Origin of the sequence: Micromonospora sp. DT44 (assembly GCF_049841635.1) — a bacterium.
In the GTDB taxonomy this organism is placed as follows: Bacteria; Actinomycetota; Actinomycetes; order Mycobacteriales; family Micromonosporaceae; genus Micromonospora.
Genome location: NZ_JBNCKS010000026.1, coordinates 1 through 16,786 on the forward strand (window position 1 = coordinate 1; position 16,786 = coordinate 16,786).

General features: G+C 71.1%; 16 protein-coding genes. 8 read left to right on the top strand and 8 right to left on the bottom strand.

The features are described 5' to 3' along the window. Positions 1 to 145 precede the first annotated feature (145 nt). From ACLQ25_RS16565 to ACLQ25_RS16575, 3 genes are all read right to left on the bottom strand, one after another. Positions 146 to 1,252 (bottom strand): magnesium and cobalt transport protein CorA, encoded by a 1,107-nt coding sequence (locus ACLQ25_RS16565; RefSeq protein ID WP_425731763.1) that lies wholly within the window; start codon positions 1,250 to 1,252, stop codon positions 146 to 148. 105 nt (positions 1,253 to 1,357) lie between these two features. Continuing rightward, entirely contained in the window at positions 1,358 to 1,969 is a 612-nt protein-coding gene (locus ACLQ25_RS16570) for a class F sortase (RefSeq protein ID WP_425731764.1), read from the bottom strand. An 88-nt stretch (positions 1,970 to 2,057) separates the two neighbouring features. Continuing rightward, the gene (locus ACLQ25_RS16575) at positions 2,058 to 2,552 is read right to left on the bottom strand and encodes a hypothetical protein (protein WP_425731765.1); all 495 of its coding nucleotides are present in this window, start codon (positions 2,550 to 2,552) and stop codon (positions 2,058 to 2,060) included. A gap of 503 nt (positions 2,553 to 3,055) precedes the next feature. Here ACLQ25_RS16575 and ACLQ25_RS16580 point away from each other — a divergent pair. Together ACLQ25_RS16580 and ACLQ25_RS16585 are read left to right on the top strand one after the other, a co-directional pair. After that, positions 3,056 to 3,280, top strand: coding sequence for a hypothetical protein (locus ACLQ25_RS16580; RefSeq protein ID WP_425731766.1), 225 nt, complete (start codon positions 3,056 to 3,058; stop codon positions 3,278 to 3,280). 46 nt (positions 3,281 to 3,326) lie between these two features. After that, positions 3,327 to 4,580, top strand: coding sequence for a lycopene cyclase family protein (locus tag ACLQ25_RS16585; protein ID WP_425731767.1), 1,254 nt, complete (start codon positions 3,327 to 3,329; stop codon positions 4,578 to 4,580). Positions 4,581 to 4,590: 10 nt separating this feature from the next. Here the strand turns inward: ACLQ25_RS16585 and ACLQ25_RS16590 are convergent, their stop codons facing one another. Then, positions 4,591 to 5,700, bottom strand: coding sequence for a serine hydrolase domain-containing protein (locus ACLQ25_RS16590; protein ID WP_425731768.1), 1,110 nt, complete (start codon positions 5,698 to 5,700; stop codon positions 4,591 to 4,593). 49 nt (positions 5,701 to 5,749) lie between these two features. Then, the gene (locus tag ACLQ25_RS16595) at positions 5,750 to 6,478 is read right to left on the bottom strand and encodes a tyrosine-protein phosphatase (protein WP_425731769.1); all 729 of its coding nucleotides are present in this window, start codon (positions 6,476 to 6,478) and stop codon (positions 5,750 to 5,752) included. 83 nt (positions 6,479 to 6,561) lie between these two features. Here ACLQ25_RS16595 and rnhA point away from each other — a divergent pair, with 83 nt between their 5' ends. Beyond that, positions 6,562 to 7,026 (top strand): ribonuclease HI, encoded by a 465-nt coding sequence (gene rnhA, locus ACLQ25_RS16600; protein WP_396799530.1) that lies wholly within the window; start codon positions 6,562 to 6,564, stop codon positions 7,024 to 7,026. Here rnhA and ACLQ25_RS16605 read toward each other — a convergent pair. The 3 genes from ACLQ25_RS16605 to ACLQ25_RS16615 form a co-directional block, all read right to left on the bottom strand. Continuing rightward, positions 7,023 to 7,265: a preprotein translocase YidC gene (locus tag ACLQ25_RS16605; protein ID WP_425731770.1), complete on the bottom strand. Its 243-nt coding sequence runs from the start codon at positions 7,263 to 7,265 to the stop codon at positions 7,023 to 7,025. The two genes, rnhA and ACLQ25_RS16605, sit on opposite strands and share 4 nt — an antisense overlap. Positions 7,266 to 7,429: 164 nt before the next feature. Next, positions 7,430 to 8,293, bottom strand: coding sequence for a pentapeptide repeat-containing protein (locus ACLQ25_RS16610; RefSeq protein WP_425731771.1), 864 nt, complete (start codon positions 8,291 to 8,293; stop codon positions 7,430 to 7,432). Between the two features lie 74 nt (positions 8,294 to 8,367). Continuing rightward, positions 8,368 to 9,471: a hypothetical protein gene (locus ACLQ25_RS16615; RefSeq protein WP_425731772.1), complete on the bottom strand. Its 1,104-nt coding sequence runs from the start codon at positions 9,469 to 9,471 to the stop codon at positions 8,368 to 8,370. 163 nt (positions 9,472 to 9,634) lie between these two features. Here ACLQ25_RS16615 and ACLQ25_RS16620 point away from each other — a divergent pair, with 163 nt between their 5' ends. The 5 genes from ACLQ25_RS16620 to ACLQ25_RS16640 all read left to right on the top strand — a co-directional run bounded on the left by ACLQ25_RS16620 (position 9,635) and on the right by ACLQ25_RS16640 (position 16,762). Beyond that, positions 9,635 to 10,267 carry a hypothetical protein gene (locus ACLQ25_RS16620; RefSeq protein ID WP_425731773.1) on the top strand — a complete coding sequence of 211 codons (633 nt, stop codon included), beginning with the start codon at positions 9,635 to 9,637 and terminating at the stop codon, positions 10,265 to 10,267. A gap of 19 nt (positions 10,268 to 10,286) precedes the next feature. Beyond that, complete coding sequence (locus tag ACLQ25_RS16625; RefSeq protein ID WP_425731774.1) at positions 10,287 to 10,889, top strand: MBL fold metallo-hydrolase; 603 nt, start codon at positions 10,287 to 10,289, stop codon at positions 10,887 to 10,889. A 207-nt stretch (positions 10,890 to 11,096) separates the two neighbouring features. Further along, a complete protein-coding gene (locus tag ACLQ25_RS16630) occupies positions 11,097 to 11,813 on the top strand; it encodes a hypothetical protein (protein ID WP_425731775.1) in 717 nt (238 codons plus the stop codon). Continuing rightward, the gene (locus tag ACLQ25_RS16635) at positions 11,810 to 15,022 is read left to right on the top strand and encodes an ATP-binding protein (protein ID WP_425731776.1); all 3,213 of its coding nucleotides are present in this window, start codon (positions 11,810 to 11,812) and stop codon (positions 15,020 to 15,022) included. The genes ACLQ25_RS16630 and ACLQ25_RS16635 overlap by 4 nt, the downstream gene beginning before the upstream one ends. Positions 15,023 to 15,043: 21 nt before the next feature. Then, on the top strand, positions 15,044 to 16,762 hold the full coding sequence (locus ACLQ25_RS16640) for an AIPR family protein (RefSeq protein ID WP_425731777.1): 1,719 nt from the start codon (positions 15,044 to 15,046) through the stop codon (positions 16,760 to 16,762). The last annotated feature ends 24 nt before the right edge of the window (positions 16,763 to 16,786 follow it).

Here is a 16,786-nt window from a genome sequence, read left to right on the forward strand (position 1 = left end):
CCCAAGTGATCATCGACGCCGAACCTAGCGGCAACCAGCCGAACCGATCACCACGTACATAGAAGCGTCTTGCACTTACTGTCCCCGCATTGCCGGCAAAGAGTGCATATCGGCGACTGAAAGTGCAAGATCGCGGGGGAAGGGGTCAGAGCCAGCCCGAGCGGCGGAACAGGCGGTACAGGGCGAGCGCCGCCACTGCCATCAGGGCCACCGCGCCCCCGTACCCGTAGCGCCAGGCCAGCTCGGGCATGTGATCGAAGTTCATGCCGTAGACGCCGGCGATGCCGGTCTGCGTGGCGGCGATCGCGGCCCACGCGGCGATCTTTCGCATGTCGTTGTTCTGCTCGACGGCGAGCTGCGCCAGGCGGGACTGGACGATCGAGGTGAGCAGATCGTCGTACGCGGCCACCCGGTCCACGGCCCGACCCAGTCGGCCGTCCACGTCCACGAACCAGCGGTGCAGGGCACGCGGCGGTCCGTCGCGGGTCGGGTCGAGCAGCGTCCGCAGGGGCGTCTGAAGCGGAAGCACCGCCCGCTTGAACTCCACCACCTCGCGCTTGAGCTGGTAGATGTGCTGAATGTCGGCCGACCGGTCGCGGGCGAACACCGCCTCCTCGACGCGTTCCAGGTCGCGCTCCACGTGCCCGGCCACCTCCAGGTACGTGTCGACCATGCGGGCGCAGACCGCGTACGCCACCGCCCAGGGACCGGCGGCCAGCAGCGTCGGCCGACGCTCGATGTCGGCGCGGACGTCGCGCAGCGCCCCGGCCGCGCCGTGTCGCACGGTCACGGCGAACCGGTCACCGAGCAGCACCATCACGTCACCGGTGTCGATCACCTCGGACGTGTCCGTCAGCTCGGCGTGCTCGACGTACCCGGCGGTGCGCAGCACCAGCAGGGTGACCGGCCCGTGTCGCTGCACCGTGGGCCGGTGCCCGTCGGCGAGCGCCTGCTCGACGGTCAGCTCATCCAGGCCGAAGGTACGCCCCACCGCGGCGAGCACCGCCGGCCCCGGCTCGTGCAACCCGAGCCACACGAAGGCGTCGCGGCCATGCCGGGCGCGCGCGTACGCGTCGTCGTAGTGCGGCCGGCCCGGCTCCCGGCGACCCTTGACGTACACGGCGCAGTCGACCACCGCGTCCGGGTTGGACCGGCGAGGCGAAGGAGTGCCACCGTCGGGACGGCCGAGCAGTCGACGGGCCAGGGCGCGTACGCCCCGACCGGCCCGGTCCCGTACCGCTCGCTGATCCACGACGCGCCCCCTCCCCGCGCACCGTCGCGGCCACGGTGCTCGCAGGGCATGGTGCCACCGGACTCCGCCCAGCGGCGTCCGGCCCCCGACAGTGGGGCGCTCACCTCAGGCGGTACGGGTGGCGAAGACGACGATGTTGTCCACGTAGTTGCCGGTCGCGTCGTCGAACCGGCCGCCGCAGGTGATCAGGCGTAGCCCGGCGACGTCCGCCGGGCCGTAGACCAGGCCGCTGGGGAAGTGGTCCTTGGGGTACGCGTGGACGCCGTCCACGGTAAACGTGGCGACCCGCGCGTCGGTCCGGGTCACCTGAATCTCCTGGCCGGCGCGCAGGCGACCGAGGTCGAAGAAGACCGCCGGGCCGGCCGGCGAGTCGACGTGTCCCACCAGGACGGCGTTGCCGGTCTCGCCGGGGCTCACCCCGTGCCGGTACCAGCCGGCGAGGGTCGGCCGGTCCAGGGGCGGCACCTCCAGCACCCCGGCGGAGTCAGCGCCCACGGGGACGATCTCGGCGCGTACGTCGATGGCGGGAATCCGCACCCGGACGGGCGCTGCGTGGGGGAGTGGGGCCAGGTCCGGTGCGGGACGGGCGCGGGTCGGCGCGTCAGCCGACGGCCCGGGTGGCCGTTCCGGGTCGGCGGTGAGGCCAACCGTGATCAGCCCCAGCCCGCTGACGCCGAGGAGGGCGACCACGGCCGGCAGGCTTCGCCGCCACCACACGTGCGCACCTCCGTAAGGGGTCGTCGGGGTGCCCGCGCCGGTCGTACCGGCACGGGCACCCGTCCTCAAGGGATGGAGCGGTCGCCGGTCAGGCGACGGTCGACACCGGGCGGCGTCGGCGTACCAGCAGCACCGCGCCTGCGGCGGCCGTGCCGAGCAGGGTGCCTCCGGCGGCGAGCGCGCCCGCGTCGCGTCCGTCACGGCTGTCGCCGCCCGACCCGGCCGGGGCACCGCCGATCGGGGTGACGGTGAAGGTGGCGCTGCCCGCCGAGCTGCCGTCGCCGCAGGTCGCGGCCACCGTGTACGTGCCCAGGGTGAACCCGGCGGTGAACAGTTCGGCACTGAGCCCGCCGCCCGCGGCGGCCGTGGTGGATCGGACGTTCTCGTCGCGGTTGGGTCCGGTGACCCGGAAGATGACGTCACCCGACTTCGGGTTGCAGGTCGTCGCGGTGAGCACGACGGTTCCTCCGACCGGGGTGGTGGCCGGTGACACGACGGTGTCGGCCAGTGCGGCGCCCGGCAGCAGGAGCGTGCCGAGACCCACGCCGAGCGCCGCCGAGCAGAGTGCTGTTGAGACCTTCATACGCGTCTTCCCTCACTTTTCGTCCGCTGACTGCGTGGGACGTCGTTCGGGTGGCCAACTCCGTGACTAGCACCGGTGTGCCCAACACTAGGTGGGTTGGGACCCCGATCAGGTGAAAATGAGAAACCTTCGTTGCCGTCACGTGTCCACCCGAAGGCGGGGGAGAGCAGCCCTTGGGCCTGCACGGACCGACCGGCGTCGGTGCTCCGGTCGAGGTCCGCTCCGGTCGGGCTGTCGCTCCTGGGCTGATGGCGAGGTATGGCCGACGACGGCGTGAATACGCCGGGTCGGCCGCGCGGAAAACCTGCGGTGCGGCCCGGGAGGCGCTTGGTAGGTTCCCTGGCCGTGACTCGGAACATGGATGGCGGTTTGGGGACGGGCTTCGCCCGGTTGTGGGCGGCGAGCACCCTGTCGGCGCTCGGCAGCGGGCTGGCCACGGTCGCCGCACCGTTGTTCGTGGCCTCCCGTACCGACGACCCGCTCGTGGTGGCTTGCAGGGGCGCGTGGCCAGCACCACCATGTTCGTGGCGGCGGGCGGCAACTGCGTGGGGGCGCTGCTCGGCGGGCTGCTGGCGGCGCAGTTCGGCATCACCGCCCCGTACTGGGTCGGTCTGGTCGTGGCGATCGGGGTCTCCGCCGCCACCTGGCGAGTCTTCAACCGCGACGCCGTGGCACGCGCCTACGCCGACGAGCCCCCGGTCGAGCAGCGACCCGTCCCGGTGCCCTGAGGGCGCGGTGCGCGACGCGGCCCGACGGTGTGGCAGCGTGGTGCGGGTGACCGATCCCGCCCGGCTCGACGTCGACCTCGCGCTGCTCGGCGGCGGGGGCGCCGCCTCGCTGCTGCTCGCCGCGCTGGACCGGCGCGGCGTCCGGGGCCTGCGGATCGCCGTCGTCGACCCGGTCCGTCGGCGCGGCCAGGACCGCACGTGGGCGTTCTGGGGCCACCCGGACACCGACCTCGACCCGCTGCTCAGCGCGAGCTGGCACCAGGTCGAGGTGGTCACGCCCGCGCGGCGTCGCGTCCTGGACCTGACCCCGCTGCGGTACGCCATGCTGCGCTCCGGCCCGGTCTACGACCGGGCTGTCGAGGCCGAGCGCCGGCTGGACGTGACGCGGATCGCGGCACCCGCCGACGTGGTCCGCGACGACGGGACCGGGGTGGTCGTGCGCACCGGCGACGGGCGCGAGATCCGGGCCGGCTGGGTGCTCGACTCCCGCCCCCGGCCACCGGCCCGCGCCGGCCGGACGACCTGGTTGCAGCACTTCCGTGGCTGGTGGCTGGAGGCCGACCGGCCGGTGTTCGACCCGCAGCGGGCGGTGCTCATGGACTTCCGCACCCCGCAGCCCGCCCGGGGTGTCTCCTTCGGCTACGTGCTCCCGGTCAGCGACCGGTACGCCCTCGTCGAGTACACCGAGTTCTCGCCCGACCTGCTCACCGACGCCGGGTACGACACGGCGCTGGCCGACTACCGCGACCTGCTCGGGCTCGACCCGGGCGGGCTGCGGGTCCGCGAGGTCGAGAACGGGGTGATCCCGATGACCGATGCGCCGTTCCCGGCCCGGCCCTCCCCGCGCGTCGTACGCCTCGGCACGGCCGGTGGAGCGACCCGCCCCTCCACCGGCTTCACCTTCTCCGCCATGTACCGCCAGGCCGACCAGGTGGCCCGCGCGCTCGCCGCCGGCCGGCCGCCGGTGCCGGCCCCCGCCTATCCGGCCCGGCACCGCTGGATGGACGCGGTGGCACTGCGGGCGCTGGATTCCGGTGGCGTGGGCGGGCCCGACTTCTTCGACCGGCTCTTCGACCGCAACCCGGCCGAGCGGGTCCTGCGCTTCCTCGACGGCTTCACCACCCCGGCCGAGGAGATCGCGATCATGAACTCGACCCGGCTCCTGCCGATGATCGCCGCCACGGCCGGCGACGCCGCGCTACGCCTCCGCGACCGCCTGCGGCCCGCCCGTCCGGCTCCGGCCATCCCGGCGGCCGTGGTGGGCGGTCCGCAGCGCCCCCGCGCCGACCCCGAGACCTGACCCGACCCGGTCAGCGCCGGGCCGACACCGCGTCGCGGATCAGCACCCGCAGGTCCTCCATCGGGTCACCGTCGCCGGCCCCCAGCAGGGTCTTCGTCGCCGCGACCGTCAACCCCAGCTCCGGGTACGCGTACGCCAGGCTGCCGCCGCTGCCGGCCGCGCCGAACGAGCCGTCGTCGTCCACCGCGTACCCGAGGCCCCAGGTCGTCTCCTGCCCGAACACCCACTCCGGGCCGGGCGGCCCGTCCGGCGTCGTCACGGCCCGGAGCCGGGTCGGCGAGATCAGCCGGACGCCGTCCACCTCGCCGATCAGCGCGGCGAGCATCCGCGCCGCCGCGCGGGCGGTCATCGTGCCGGTGGCCGGCACCTCGGCGGTGAGGACGTCGGCCCGGCTGCCGACCTGGGCGCCCGGTCGGACGCCGGGCGGGGCGACCCGATCGAAGTTCGGCAGGTTGGCGCTCGCGAAGTCGAACAGCGCCGACAGGTTGCGGTCCTCGACCCGGGCCAGCCGGTCCAGGTCGGCGGCCGGTACCGCGAGGTACAACTCGTCGGCCACGCCGAGCGGCCCAGCCACGTCCTCGGCGAGCACCGCCGAGACGCGCCGGCCCGTCACCCGGCGCACCACCTCACCGACCAGCCAGCCGAACGTCCACGCGTGGTACGCCTTCACCGCGCCGGGCGCGGCGATCGGCTCGGCGTCGGCCACCATCGCGCACATCCGGTCCCAGTCGGTGAAGTCCTCCGGCGTCACGTCCCTGGGTAGGGCGGGCACGCCGGCGGTGTGGGTGAGCGCGTGTCGCACCGTGACCCCACCCTTGCCATGCCGGCCGAACTCCGGCCACACGTCGGCGATCCGCAGGTCGTAGTCCAGCTCGCCACGCTCGACCAGCACGTGCACCACGGTCGCGGTGAGGGCCTTGCCGGTCGACACGCTCCAGATGGGGGTGTCGGCGGTGAGCGTGCGGCCGGTGGCCCGGTCGGCGGGCCCGGCGTGCACCTCAAGGATCGGCGACCCATGGAGGTACGCGGCGACCTGCACCCCGGATTCGCGCCCGCTGGCGATCAGCTCGTCGATCGTGCGCCGCACGTCGGCCCGTAGGCCGTCCCAGTTTCCGTCCACGGCGAACGACTCTGACAGATCGGACCGCGCCGGGGCGCGCGATTTTCCCTCATTGGGGGAGGAGGCGGTCACGTAGCCGGGCGGTCAACGCCTCGTCGACACCGAGCCGGTCGGTGGCGTAGCCGACCACCGACCCGTACGCGGCGGCCAGGTCGGCCAGGAAGTGCCGGATGATGGCCTCGGGAGCGCGACCGTACCCGGGCCAGAGCAGCTCACGGTCCGGGTTGAGGGCCTGCCAGTCGGCGATGAGGCGTTCGGTGGCCAGCTCGGTGCGCGCGAAGTCGGCGGCGATCTGTTCCTCGTCGACGCCCAGCAGGGCGAGCAGCAGCGCGGCCAGCAGACCGGTGCGGTCCTTGCCGGACGCGCAGTGGAAGACCAGCGGAGCGTCGGCGTCGGCGATCACCTGCAACGCCTGGCGCAGCTCGGCGACCCCGTCCTCGGCGACCTCGGCGTACCGGTCGGCGAGATAGCGCCACGGGTCGAGCGTGGGGTCGATCGTCGCCTGATCGTAGGTGCGGTGCTCGATACTCAGGTTGTGCCAGGCCAGGCCGTCGATCTGGGGCGCTCGACCCCGCGCGGCGATCTCCCACGGATACCGCAGGTCGATCACCGTGCCCACACCGAGGGCCTGGAACCGGTCCAGGTCGGCGCCCGCCAGCTTGCCGAGCGAGTCCGAGCGGTAGAGCAACCGCCAGCGGACCGTGCGCCCGTCCTCGGTGCGGTAACCACCGAGATCGCGGAAGTTGTGCAGACGGTCGAACGCGACGTGCCGATCCATTCGGCAGACCCTAGTGCCTCCGGTCCCGGCGTGGCGGCCCCCGACGGGCCAGCGCGGGGTCGCCGCCCGGTAGGTTGCCTGCCATGGCGGAGGGCAGGGGCGTGCAGATCTGGACCGACGGGGCATGCAGCGGCAACCCCGGGCCGGGCGGCTGGGGGGCGCTGCTGCGCTACGGCGACCACGAGCGCGAGCTGTGCGGCGGCGAGGCCACGCCGACGACCAACAACCGGATGGAGCTGATGGCGGCCATCCAGGCGTTGGAGAGCCTGAACCGGCCGGTCACCGTCGAGTTGCACACCGACAGCACGTACGTGCGCAACGGCATCACCAGCTGGTTGGCGTCGTGGAAGCGCAACGGCTGGCGGACCGCCGCGAAGCAGCCGGTGAAGAACGCCGACCTGTGGCAGCGGTTGGAGGCGGCCTGCGAGCGCCACGAGGTCACCTGGCTGTGGGTCAAGGGACACAACGGTCACCCGGAGAACGAGCGCGCGGACGGCCTGGCCAACAAGGGCATGACCGAGGCGCGGGCCGCGCTGGCGAGCCGCTAACCCCGGCGGGTCGCGTCGGGGTGCCCCGGCATGCTCGACCCGCCGCCGCTGCTGCCGGACGAGCCCCCGGCGACACCTGAATTGTCGCCCTCGGTCACGATGTCCGGCCGCTCGTCGGTATCGGCCGGCGCGGGGACCTGGGTGTCCGCCTCGACCTGCACCAACGGCACCTGACCTGCCTCGTCCTCGCTGTGCTGCGGGTCGCCCGGCAGCTCACCGTCGCGCTTTGGGTAGCCCACGTCGTGCCTCCCGTCGGTGCCGGTCCGCGTCGGCGGTGGCTACCCGGCGCGTCACCCACGAAACCTCGCCCGCCGGCAGCCGCCGACTCAGCGACCGGGGTTGTCGGCGACGGTGTGCTCGGCCGGCGCGGAACCAGCCGGCGGACGCGGACCTCGTACCGTCGTCAGCGTCGCCGCGCACGGCGGCTCGCAGCGGGGCCGCGCACCGGTGTGAGCGCGAGCGCCGTCCAGTGCGGCGGCCGGGTCAACGTCGCCGGCAGAGCCGTGCGCGCGTCACCGCGCGCGGCGTCGAGCTGAGCCTGGTGCAGGAACAGCGTCGTCCGCAGGTCCGCGCCGCGCAGGTCGGCCCCGCGCAGGTCCGCACCCGTGACGTCGGCCAGACCGAGGTCCACGCCGCGCAGGTCGGCGCCGATCAGCAGCGCGCCGCGCAGGTTGGCCCGGCGCAGGTCCGTCCGACGCAGGTCCACGCCGAAGAGCTGGGCGCCCCGACGGTCGATTCCCCCGGGAGCGCGCGCCGCGTCGCTGGCGCGCGACAGCAGCGGGTTGACCCGGGCCCGGTGCGCGTCGACGTCCACGGCGCGCAGGCGAGTCGGGTCGCCCTCGGTGAGCCCGGTGATCTCGACGCGGGCACGGTCCAGCTCGGCGCGCAGCTCGGCCGATGGGCCCAGCCTCAGCGCCTCGGTGAGATACCAGAGCAGTTCGTGCAGCGGACGCAGTACCCGGAACGCCTCGGCCATCGCCGGCAGGGTCTCCGGGGCGTCCCGCCAGTCCCGCCCCCCGAAGGTGACCTGCGCGACCTGCTGCCCCGCGCCAAAGCAGTCGAAGACGGTGCAGCCCGCGAATCCGCGCTCCCGCAGCTCCGTGTGGATGCCGCAGCGGTGGTCCGGGCGAAGGTTCGGGCAGGCCCGCCCGGCCGGCTTGTCGATGGCGAAGTCGGCCGACGCGGCGAAGGCCGGCACCACGCAGCACAACCCGAAGCAGCGCGCGCAGTCGGCCCGCAGCGGCGTCGGCCCGGGGCTGGGCGGCACGGCACACTCCTTCCGGTCGGTGGCACGCGGCGGCCACCAGTGTCCCGCCCGGCACCCGACGAGTCGAAGCCGGGTCACCCTCCGTGCGCGTCGCCGGCCGCCGCGGCGCGAGGAACGGGGGTACGCGGATCCTCCGGCGGCGGCACCAGTCGGCGAACCGCCCGCTGCCCGTCGCCGTGCCCGTACTTCTGATCGAAGTGCCGGGCCACGACGGCGGCCGGCGTCCGGTCGCCGTCGGCCGGCTCAGCCAGCGCGAACACCGCTGGCATCGCTCCCGGGCGGGGCGGCAGTACGGCGCGCACGGTCAGCGGGCCGGTCACCCGGAACGCCCGGCAGTCGACGTAGTGCTGCCCCTCCACCGTCACGTAGGGCACGCGCACCTCGACGACGTCGGAGTCCTCGTGGCGCAGAGTCACGGTCACCGACCAGTACTGGTCCAGGTTCGAGGTCTCCCGCTGGTGCTCCCACAGCTCCTCGAAGCGGGAGTGCACGAATCCACCCCACGGGCTGTCCATGTCGACCTCGAGCTGGGGCACGTTGAACGACAGCTTCCCGATCGGGAAGAACGAGATCAGCGCCCGACTGTCCCACTGGTAGAGCTGGATCGACGGGGACGCGTCGTAGAGCCGTACCTGTAACCGGTGCCGCACCGCCGGGTCGAGGCCGTCGGAGAACGCGGCGAGGTGCCGCAGGTTGGTACGGATCTGGCGCGGCACGTCCACCCGCTGCCGCTCCAACTCCTCGGAGCGTTGCTGCGCGGCCGAGCAGTCGGGATCGAGCAGGAGCAGTTGGACGTGGGCGCCGTTGCTGAGCGCCGCGCGTACGGCGTCGAAGGTCTCCTCGCGGTGCCGCTGTTCCAGCAGGATCGTCCAGGTGTCGAGGATGCGGACCCGTCGCGCCGAGCGGCGCAGGCGCGTCACGAACGCCGCCTGGTCGAAGCTCAGGTGCTCCTGCACCCGGGCTTTGCGGGCCTCTTCGAACAGCGGATCGAAGATGACGTACGAGATGGCCGCGAGCACGACGCTGGACCCGAGGTTGAGCAGCAGGTCGCTGAGGAAGCCGGCACTGCGCCAGGCGGCCACCAGCATCACGAGCGCGACACCGAGCAACGGCCCACCGACCACGAAGGCGCGTCGCTGACGGCCGCCGCCTCGGCCCCGCCCCGCCCACTTGGGCATCCAGTCCCCTTCCGTCGTGGCCCATGCCCACCGAGATGCGGAGGATACGTGCCGGCTTTGCCGCTCGCTGTCCCGTTCGTGACCGGCGGTTTCGTCGGCCGGGCCCGCTGTGCCACTCGTAGGGTGACGGTATCGGAGTCGGGCGAGCGCGGAAGGTGACGGTGTGGACGACGCGGAACGCGAGAAGGCGCTGTTGAGCGTCCTCAACACCGAGCACTACGCCCTACAGACGTCGCGCGCCGGCACGATCGACGAGGCCACCGGCCGTGCCACGATCTTCCTGTCCGTGCTGTCGGCGGCCCTGATCGGCCTCGGCTTCGCCGCCGGCAACGACCAGGTGGTCCGGCCCTACCTGGGCGCGGTGCTGCCGATCCTGGTGATCATCGGGATCCTGACCTTCCTGCGGCTGGTCGAGACCACCGTGGAGAACTCGCTGGACATGAAACGGATCCAGCGCATCCGTGCCTACTACCACCACCGTCTCGCCAGCGAGCACGACTTCTTCGTCGACGCGGTGGCGTCCGAGGACGACGCGGAGGCGGCCCGGATGCTGGTGGGCATCCGGTCGGGGAGCTGGGAGTTCCTGCTCACCACGGCCGCGCTCGTGGGCGCGGTCAACGCGGCACTGGTCGGGTCGGCCGTCGCTCTGGTGCTCGGCATGGTCGGAGGCTGGCACTGGCTGATGGTCGTCGCCGGGGTGGCGGTCGCGCTCGCGGCGTTCGGAGCGCAGTTCCTCTACATCGTCCGCATGTCGAGGGGACGTAACGCTAGATCCGGCGCCAGTCGACGCTGGTGAGCGCGGGTACCGTCACCGGATGCGGATCACCCGATTCACGCACTCCTGCGTCCGCGTCGAGCACGACGGCGCGGTGCTGGTGATCGACCCGGGCACCTGGAGTGAACCGCGTGCGCTGGTCGGCGCGGACGCCGTCCTGGTCACTCACGAGCACACCGACCACGTGGACGTGCTGCGGCTGGCCGGGCTCGGCGTGCCGGTGTACGCCCCCGAGGGGGCCCGGCTGCCCGACCTCGCTCCGCTGCCGGTCACCCGGGTACGTCCGGGGCAGCGCTTCACCGCCGCCGGCATACCGGTGAGCGCCCACGGCGGCCGGCACGCCGTGATCCACGACGGTCAGCCCGACTGTCCCAACCTCGGCTATCTGGTCGGTGACGGGCTCTACCACCCCGGCGACTCGGTGCACGTGCCGGACGAGCCGGTGCACACCCTGCTCGTGCCCGCCCAGGGGTCGTGGCTCCGCCTCGACGAGGCGATCCGCTTCGCCCGCGCGGTAGGCGCCGAGGCCGCGTACCCCATCCACGACGCGCAGCTCAATGATCGTGGCCTGGCAAGCGTGGCCGGCTGGTTCGCCGAGACCATCCCCGGCTACCGCCACCTCGCGCCGGGCGACACCGCCTGAGCGACGCGCGGAATCAATATCTTTCAGTCTTGATCGAAAGTCCGGAATACGACAGCGCTTCACGCCTTTCAGGTGCCTTTGCGGGCTCGCGCTCATTCAACCCTGCCGCAATGATGCTCTTCTCGGCGGCGTGGTCTCCCCTCCACGACCGGTCCCTGAGGCATGCCGTCGTCCGTGCCCCCTCGCACACAACCGGAGAACTGCCTCATGTCGAACAATCCCCTCAGCACGTCAGCTCGGCAGGCGCTCGTGGCGCTGATGACCCACGTCTCGGAGGCGTCCAATCCGGACTTGTATGAGCAGTTCCGCATGCGGATCGAAAAGAGCGTCCGAGCGGAACTTGAATCCGCCGGGCTCATCGTCTGGCGCAAGGGCCTGCGTGGGACGATCATTCATGAGCTGACTGATGAGGGTTGGAAGCGGGCCCGCCGCGAGGTGGGGGCAGACGCTCCCGAACGCGTCTCGGCGGCATGGTTGCTGCACTATGGGACGCTGAAGCACCTGGACCGTATGCTGGCGGCCCGCAATCTGCAGTTGGCTGATCTGTATGTCGACCCGCTGGACATCCCCGGCGCGGAGGCGCACCCCTCGGACGAGGTGTCCACAGCGTCGAAGAGCGCGGCTGTCTCCGCTGACACAGACCAAGCGGCCGGCGAGCCGGGCAGGGTCGAAGACCTGATCCGAGCGGCGTATCTGCGCCTGGCCGAGAAGCCAGGCGCTCTGGTCAGCCTGGCGCGCCTGCGGGGAGGCCTGAGGGACCTGACCCGCGATGACCTCGACCGTGTTCTCCGGGCGATGGACCGACGACGGGAAATCCAACTTGAGCCGGATCCCAACCGTAAGGTGCTGACGCAGGCAACGCGGGACGCAGCGGTCGTTATCGGCGGTGAAGACAAGCACCTAATCGCAATCGACCGCTCATGATCGACCAGACCCAGCGGCAAGCCTTGCTGGAGCTGCGGCGGCTGGACTGGGCACCGACCCAGGAAGACGTCTGGTCTCCGCTGGACATCCACATCGACGCTCTCAACGGCGAGGCCGGGGCTGCCCTCCTGCGGGCGTACGGAGAAGCCGTCACCAGCACCGGACGTAGCCCGCTCGGGCTGGTCCTCGAAGGGCAGCACGGTGCCGGCAAGACCCACCTCCTGCGGTGGGCTCGTGAGCAGGTGCAACGTGGCGGCGGCTACTTCTTCCTCCTCGGGATTTCCGACGGCAGGGCCTTCTGGCCGAATGCCGTGCAGACGCTTCTGCGCGGTCTGCGACGTTCTGGCTCGTACCGACATACGCAGTTGGAGGTGCTTCTCGACCGGCTGTGTGAGCGCGCTGCCGTGGGAAGGGGGTTACGCGACCAAGTTCGCGGACGACAACAGCTGACCACCGGAGCGCTCGACGCCTTCGTTGCCGCTCTGCGGCGGGCGGACCCCGAACTGGGGCGCGAGTGCCGGTACACGGTGCGGGCCCTGGTGTTGCTGGCCGCCACTGACGACGCAATTCAGGATCTCGGCGAGGCATTCCTGACGTCCATCCCCGATGAAGACCCGGGCGACAATGTCCGTTGGGGTCTGACGAGCCGGACGAAGACGGCACAGGAGATTGCCGAGGAGATCTCGCGGCTGCTGGCGAGTACCGGTGCCAGCATGCTCGCGGTCGATCAGATCGACACTGTCATCGCCCAGGCCCGCACCTCCGTTGTCGATCACGGTCAACCGGAGGCCGCGCCCACGGAGTCTGTCGCTGTCGCCGAGGACCTCGGGCACGGGCTGATGCAGTTGCGCGAAGCACTGCGTCGTACGGTGACGGTGGTGGCGTGCCTGCCGACCTCCTGGCAACTGATCAGTAACCACACGGTCGACTCGGTACGTGACCGGTTTCGTCGGGAGACGCGGCTGAGTCGCCTGCCGTCCCCGGACGTCGGAACGGAGTTGGTTGCCGCCCGCTTCGGCCCGTTGTTCGAGTCCGTCGGATTCACGCCGCCGTACCCGACCTGGCCTGTGCTGCCGTCGGCGTTCGCTGCCGCTCCCGACTACACACCGCGATCCCTGCTCGAGCGGGTGGACGAGCACCTACGCGTCTGCCTCATGACCGATAATGTCGAGCCCCTGCACGAGTTGGACCAACGGGTCGCCCCGCCCGACCCGGAGCCGGCGGCTCGGCCGCAGGACGTCGAGTCCGTGCAGAGGAGGTTCGCTGAGCTGCGCGAATCGCTCGACGTCGACCATGTCATGGATCCGGCCCGCGAGGACATCGACATGCCCCGCCTGCTCGGAGCCGGCCTGCGGGCATGGACGGTCGAGCAGGGAGATCTGAACGGGCGATACAAGGTCGTACTCGGCGAGGACGGCAATCCGTCGATGCACGCCTGGCTCCGGGAGAGTCTCGACGAGGCGACCGAGGATGAGGCGCACTGGTCGTTTCGTGCGCTGTCACACACCCACCACCGAGCCGTGCAGGCACGAATCGAGCGGCTCCGACAGCTCGTCAGACTGGATCCCCGCATCAGCAAGCGGCGTGCGGTACTGCTGCGTAACAGCCTCTGGCCCAAGGGGCCGGTCACTTCACGTCTGTTGAACGAGTTTCAGGCCGCGGGCGGGTTGATCACTGGGGTGTCCATCGACGACCTGCGCACCTTCGCCGGGCTCGCTGTCCTGCTCGACGAGAACGATCCGGCACTCGATGACTGGCTGCGACGGGGCCGCCCGGCCGGGAACACCACGCTCTTCCGAACGGTCTTCGGCGCGCCGCCTGGCACGACGGCTGCGCAACCTCCCGGCCCTGGGCGGCCCGCCGGCCCATCGGATCGTCCGGATCCGGGACCGTCACCGAACGGGGTGGGCGACGACGACGATCCCAGCCGGACGGCGACCCACGATCCGTCCGGCGGGGTGCGGCGTTCGGAGACGAACGGTGGCGCTGGCCTGCTTCTCGGAACGGTGGTCGAGACCGGCGCGGCGGTTCGGGTGCCGTTGGAGTCGCTGCGCAAGCACACGGCCATCTTCGCGGGTTCGGGATCGGGTAAGACCGTGCTGATCCGGCGGCTGATCGAGGAGTGCGCCCTGCAGGGAGTCTCGACGATTGTGCTCGATCCCAACAATGACCTGGCGCGGCTCGGTGATCCGTGGCCGGAGGCACCGCCCTCGTGGCAGCCGGGAGACGCCGAGAGGGCGGCGGCTTACCTTGAGGGCACGGACGTGGTGGTGTGGACCCCTCGCCGTGAGGCTGGTCGTCCGCTCAGTCTGCAGCCGTTGCCGGACTTCGCCGCAGTGCTCGATGAGCCTGACGAGCTCGCTCTCGCCCTGGACACGGCGGTGGCCGGGCTGGCGCCGCGGGCACGTATGGGCGGCAAGACCGCGAAGATGGATCGTGGCCGGGCGGTGCTGCGCGAGGCGCTGGCGTACTTCGCGCGCACCGGGGGCACCGGTCTTCGCGACTTCGTCGCGATGCTCGCGGACCTGCCCGACACCGCGACCACGCTGACGCGTGCCGGTGAGCTGGCCCACGACATGGCCGAGACCCTCAAGGCCGCGATGATCCTGGATCCGCTGTTCGGCGGAGCCGGCGTGCCCCTGGACCCGGGCATCCTGCTGACCCCGTCGGCCGGCAAACGCGCGCGCATCTCGGTGATCAGTCTCGTCGGGCTGCCCAACAACGAGCAGCGGCAGGGCTTCGTGAACCAGTTGCAGATGGCGTTGTTCGCCTGGATCAAGCAGCATCCCGCCGGTGATCGCCCACTCGGAGGCCTCTTCGTGATGGACGAGGCGCAGACGCTCGCACCTTCGGGCGCGCTGACGGCCTGTACGGAGAGCACGCTCGCCCTGGCCAGTCAGGCCCGCAAGTACGGCCTCGGCCTGATCTTCGCGACGCAGGCGCCCAAGGGCATCCACAACCGGATCGTCGGCAACGCCGCTACCCAGTTCTTCGGCTTCCTCAACAGCCCGATCCAGATCGCGGCGGCGAAGGAGGTGGCGCAGGCCAAGGCGAGCGCGGTCCTGGACATCTCCCGACTGACCGCCGGGCAGTTCTACGCCGTGGGTGAAGGACTTGGCTTTCAGAAGCTGGCAACACCGATGTGCCTCAGCCACCACCCGACGAGCGCACTCACCGTGGAAGAGGTACTGGTCCGCGCCCGGAGTTGACAGACCTGCAAGGGGAACAGCATGGACATTGTCATCAACAGCCTGGTTCGGCAGTTCCAGACCGACCACGACCTCGTCGGGTTGCCGCAGGACGAGGCGTTCGAGGCCTTCGCGGGTTTCTGCGTGCTCAGCTCGTTCTACGAAAGCGACTTCACCCCGGACGCCTTCCGGATGGGTGGCGGCAATGATCTCGGCATCGACGTGTTCGGCATTCTGGTGAACGGTGATCTGCTCCACGACGAGGCGGACGTCAGGGCGGCGACCGAGCAGGCACGTCAGTTGGACGTACAGATCATCGTCGTGCAGGCGAAGACCAGCCCCAAGTTCGAATCGAAGGTCATTGCCGACCTGGCGGACAACCTCGCGCACGTCGTCGACAAGGCTGACCTGCCGTACCCGGCATCTCCCGATGTGGAGAATCTCCGAGGGTGCCTCCGGGCGGTCTACGCGAACATCGCGAAGTTTTCCGGCGGACGGCCCAAGCTGCACGTGCGGTACGTCACCACCGGTGGACAGGTGGCGGACCTGCTACGCAGGAAGGCGGCATCGGCGGAGCGAGGGCTCATGCGCTCCGGCCGATTCGACGTGGTTGACGTGCGCTGCGTGACCCGAGACGAGCTGCGTGAGTTGTACAAGCGCGCCACTCAGGCGGTGCCAGCCACCTTCGAGATGCTCAAGAAGCTCTCACCGCCGACCATGCCCGGCGTGGTCCAGTCGCTGTTTGGCCTGCTGCCAGCCCGCGAACTCGTGTCCCAGGTGCTGACCGATCCGGCCGGCAACATTCGCAAGGCGCTGTTCCACGAGAACGTACGGGACTTCCAGGGTTACAACGGGGTCAACGGCCAGATCCGGGACGCGATCAGAGATCCACTTCAGCACCGTCGGTTCGCCGTCCTGAACAACGGCGTCACAATCGTCACCCGAGGACTCAACGTGGTCGGCGACGAGGTGCACATCCGGGACTTCCAAGTGGTCAACGGCTGCCAGACCTGTCACGTGTTGTTCGACGAACGGGAGCGCCTCACCGACGACGTGCAGGTCAGCGTGCGGATCGTCCACAGCGAGGACGAGAAGGTCATCGCCGGCATCATCGCCGCGACCAACCGGCAGACCGCGGTCAGCGAGGAGGAACTGTCGACGCGGGAGGACTTCCACCGACGGTTGGAGGACTGGTTCGCGGCACAACCGGCGGCGCATCGACTGTGGTACGAGCGCCGCTCCAAGCAGTACGCAGCCCGCAACGAGGTGGAGAAGACGCGGGTGGTCAACCGAGCCCAACTTACCCGCGCCTACGCCGCGATGTTCCTCGGTGAGCCGGCGGCGGCCGGTCACTACCGCGAGCTGACCCAGCGTCATCGCGGTGCTCTGTTCCAGGAGGACCATCTCCCGGACGCGTACTACGCGGCGGCGGCCGCACACTACCGCCTGGAGTGGCTGCTGCGTACCAGGCGGATCCGGACCACGCTCCGACCCGCGCGGTATCACCTGATGGCGGCGCTGCGGTGGCAGGTTCTCGGGACAGAGCGCCTCACCACCAATCCCCGGCGCGCCAGCGAGCAGTGTCGGCGGCTGCTCGATCTGCTGTGGGATCCGGGTGCCTCCGAGCAAGCTGTCCTCAAACTCCTGCCCACGCTCGGCCGCATCATCGACGTCGAACAGCGAAGTGGGGTACCCCTCGGGCAGATGGTCCGCAACCGCCGGTTCGCCGACGCCGTCCGCGCGGCGGTGTTAGGGGGATGACAGCCGCGACTCGTGACCGCTGAT

Excerpts from the sequence above, each read along its gene's own strand:
- ACLQ25_RS16630 (WP_425731775.1), top strand. The coding sequence starts at position 11,097 with ATGTCGAACAATCCCCTCAGCACGTCAGCTCGGCAGGCGCTCGTGGCG.
- ACLQ25_RS16635 (WP_425731776.1), top strand. The coding sequence starts at position 11,810 with ATGATCGACCAGACCCAGCGGCAAGCCTTGCTGGAGCTGCGGCGGCTG.
- ACLQ25_RS16615 (WP_425731772.1), bottom strand. The coding sequence starts at position 9,471 with ATGCCCAAGTGGGCGGGGCGGGGCCGAGGCGGCGGCCGTCAGCGACGC.
- ACLQ25_RS16640 (WP_425731777.1), top strand. The coding sequence starts at position 15,044 with ATGGACATTGTCATCAACAGCCTGGTTCGGCAGTTCCAGACCGACCAC.
- rnhA (WP_396799530.1), top strand. The coding sequence starts at position 6,562 with ATGGCGGAGGGCAGGGGCGTGCAGATCTGGACCGACGGGGCATGCAGC.
- ACLQ25_RS16595 (WP_425731769.1), bottom strand. The coding sequence starts at position 6,478 with ATGGATCGGCACGTCGCGTTCGACCGTCTGCACAACTTCCGCGATCTC.
- ACLQ25_RS16625 (WP_425731774.1), top strand. The coding sequence starts at position 10,287 with ATGCGGATCACCCGATTCACGCACTCCTGCGTCCGCGTCGAGCACGAC.
- ACLQ25_RS16575 (WP_425731765.1), bottom strand. The coding sequence starts at position 2,552 with ATGAAGGTCTCAACAGCACTCTGCTCGGCGGCGCTCGGCGTGGGTCTC.